General features: G+C 67.9%; 3 protein-coding genes. All 3 read left to right on the forward strand.

The features are described from left to right. Positions 1 to 333 precede the first annotated feature (333 nt). Genes ACIHFD_RS67665 through ACIHFD_RS67675 form a run of 3 tightly spaced genes read left to right on the forward strand, consistent with a single transcriptional unit; the run spans position 334 to position 3,274 of the window. On the forward strand, positions 334 to 1,458 hold the full coding sequence (locus tag ACIHFD_RS67665; protein WP_397375933.1) for a tyrosine-type recombinase/integrase: 1,125 nt from the start codon (positions 334 to 336) through the stop codon (positions 1,456 to 1,458). Beyond that, positions 1,455 to 1,787, forward strand: a complete 333-nt coding sequence (locus ACIHFD_RS67670) for a helix-turn-helix domain-containing protein (RefSeq protein WP_397375934.1) — start codon at positions 1,455 to 1,457, stop codon at positions 1,785 to 1,787. Before ACIHFD_RS67665 ends, ACIHFD_RS67670 begins: the two co-directional genes overlap by 4 nt. Before the next feature lie 2 nt (positions 1,788 to 1,789). Beyond that, positions 1,790 to 3,274, forward strand: coding sequence for a hypothetical protein (locus ACIHFD_RS67675; RefSeq protein ID WP_397375935.1), 1,485 nt, complete (start codon positions 1,790 to 1,792; stop codon positions 3,272 to 3,274). Positions 3,275 to 3,289: the final 15 nt, after the last annotated feature.

Genomic DNA, 3,289 nt, shown 5'->3' on the forward strand with positions numbered 1-3,289 from the left:
CTTCATTGCTACAACTGCCGCCTATTGCATCGGATGCGATTTGGCGACAGTTGGCAGTTCTGCTGTGGGACGTTCTCCCGTCCGGGGTCTGAGCTGGGCATTCAAGGGGCTCCAGTGAATTTCTTAGAGTAGCGGGATCAAGGGTGCCGGTGGGGGCCGCTATGCCGATCAGGTCTTTGACCTGCACGCTCGCGGCCCGGTCGCAGAGGATGCGGAGATCTCGCATCAGATGCGATCGACGGAGAGTGAGCTGGTGGACGTGAAAGACCGGGACGATTCGGAATTCCGATCTTGTCTTGCCGCCTCTGGCTTGGCGCGCGATGAGGCGTCACGGTGAGCGGACAGGTGCCAGGGTCGGCCCGGTTGGCGCTGGTGTCCGGGGTGCCGTTGCTGCGGCCCGAGGAACAGGTGTTCACCGCGATGCTGGAAGGGTTCGCCAACCAGCAGCTGGCGCGCAATCTCGCCCGCACGACCGTCGAGGGCCGGGAGAACACGGTCAAGGCGTTCGCGTTCTACGTCAACGCCTTCCCCTGGCAGTGGACCGCCGCGATGGTGGACGAATGGCTGGGTGACCTGCGGTCGCTGCGGGATTTGAAGCGCTCGACGATCCGCGGCTACTCCCAGGCCATCAGCGCGTTCTGCGCCTATGCCACCGATCCGGCATACGAGTGGGCTCAGCAGTGCGAGGCCAGGTTCGCCAGCCACCCGATCCAGGTCGTGCACGAGTGGAACACCGCCGTTCACGTCCAGGACAACGAGGCGGACCCGAGCAAACGGGCGTTCACCCGGTCTGAGCTGGAGGCGTTCTTCGATCACGCCGATGAGCAGGTCGCCCGGATCCGCGCGTTCGGTCGCAAGGGCTGGCTGCCGGCGTTCCGGGACGCGGTCCTGTTCAAGACCGCCTACGCCTACGGGCTGCGCCGCAACGAGACCAGGATGCTGGACGTCGCCGACTTCAGCCGCAACCCGCACGGCCCCGAGTTCGGCGAGTACGGCGCCTGCCTGGTGCGCTTCGGCAAGGCCAAGAAGGGCTCGCCGCCCAAACGCCGCAGCGTACTCACGGTCTGGCCATGGACGGCCGAGGTCCTGGAGGAATGGATCACCGAGATCCACCCGCACTTCGGCATCGAGGGTAATCCGGCGGCTTGGCCGTCCGAGCGCGGCCTGCGCGTCGGCTGCCAGCGCCTCAACTCCCGGTTCGTCGCCTACCGGGACGCGCTCGACCTCGATCCCGCCTTGGACTTCCATAGTCTGCGAAGGTCGTACGTCACGCACCTGATCGAGGACGGCTGGGATCCCCGGTTCGTCCAGGAGCAGGTCGGCCACGAGCACGCCTCGACGACAGCGATCTACACCTGCGTGTCCTCCGACTTCCGGACCCGCACCCTGAGACGAGCCCTGGACACCACGGTGGCGCAGGCGCTGGCCGCCGTCGCCGCGAAGGACGACCCGTCGTGAAGCGCAAGGTCACCTACTCCTGGCGGCTGCGGGAGATCATGGCCGCCCACGGCATGTTCGCCACGACCGAGCTGGTCCCGCTGCTCACCGAACGCGGAATCAAGCTGTCGGCCTCCCAGGTCCACCGGCTCGTCACCGGAACCCCCGAACGGCTGTCCCTGCAGCTCCTGGCCGCGCTCTGCGACATCTTCCAGACCACCCCGACGGATCTCGTCCCGGTCGAGGCCCAGAACGCCGGAGTCCGCAAGACCGCCGACGGCGACGTCCCCACCCCGCCACCCCCCACCCATCTGCGGCCCCGACGAGCCCGGATCACCCCCGAAGGATGAGCGTGAAACGGACCTGCACCCGGTGCCGACGGTTGTCCTACCCCGCCGGCTGGTGGCCCGATGGGCCCGTCTGCCGAACCTGCGTCGACCGAGGGCTGCGGCTGCGCGGCACCTGCCCCGCCTGCAGCCAGTCCCGTCTCCTGCCTGGCCTGCGACCCGATGACGGTGAGCCGATCTGCAGCACCTGCGCGGGATTCAAGCCGTGCTACCGCTGTTCGCGCTGCGGCGAGGAGGGCAAGCTCCACGCCCGGCGCCTCTGCACCGGCTGCACCCTCACCGATCGGCTGACCGAACTGCTCGACGACGGCACCGGCCAGATCCATCCCACCCTGTTGCCGCTGTTCCATTCCCTGACCAGCATGGAGAACCCGCTCACCGGACTGACCTGGCTCTACAAGAAGTACAACCCGGACATGCTCCGCGGCCTGGCCGACGGCAGCATCGAGCTCACCCACGAAGCCTTTCACCAGCTGCCTCACGGACGGGCCGCCTCCCACCTGCGCGAGCTCCTGATGGCCTGCGGCCTGCTCCCCAAGCTCGACAAGCAGATCTGCCTGCTGGAACGCTGGCTCGTCCACCACCTCGACGCCATCACCGATCCCGACCACGCCCAGGTCATCCGCCGGTTCGCCACCTGGGAGATCCTGCCCCGCCTGCGCCGCATCGCTGAGACCAAGCCCGTCAAGCCCTCCAGCCGGAGCTATGCCGGACAACAGATCATCTACGCCACCCGTTTCCTGACCTGGCTCGCCGGCCGGGACCTCACCCTGGCAGCCTGCCGTCAGGCGCACCTCGACGCCTGGGTCACCGAGCACACCGCGGACGAACGAAACGGGTTGCGTGTCTTCCTTCAGTGGTCTCAGCGCAACAAGCTGGCGCTGCCGCTGAAGCTCATGCCTCACACGGGTCGGCGCGCCGCCCCGCTCACCTCCCATCAGCGGCTCGCCCTTCTCGGCGAGATCCTCATGGACCAGATCGGCCCGCCCCACGCCCGCGTCGCCGCGATCCTGCTGCTCCTCTACGCCCAGCCGGTCAGCCGCCTGGTCCGCCTCACCCTGGCCGACGTCATCCGAGACGGAGAACAGGTGCTCATCCGGTTCGGAACCCCACCCTCGCCCGTCCCCGAGCTGTTCGCCACCACGCTGCTCGGCTACCTCGCCAACCGGTCGAACATGCGCACCGCCACCAATCCCGCCTCGACGTGGCTCTTCCCCGGCCGTCGGGCCGGAGAGCCGTTGCGGCCCGAGTGGCTCGCCAAACAGATCCGCCAACTCGGCATCTCAACTCTCCCTGCCCGCGGAGCAGCCCTCCGCCAGCACATCCAAGACAGCCCCGCCCCGATCATCGCCGACGCCCTCGGCTTCCATCCCGTCACCACGGCCAAGCTCGCCGCCGAGACCGGAGCCAGCTACAACCGCTACGCCCCAGGCGACCACACACAGTCACTGCTCCCAGGCCACCCCGCCGAACTGACGACAGTTGAATAAGCGAGCCCACCAGTC

It is taken from the genome of Nonomuraea sp. NPDC051941, assembly GCF_044593615.1.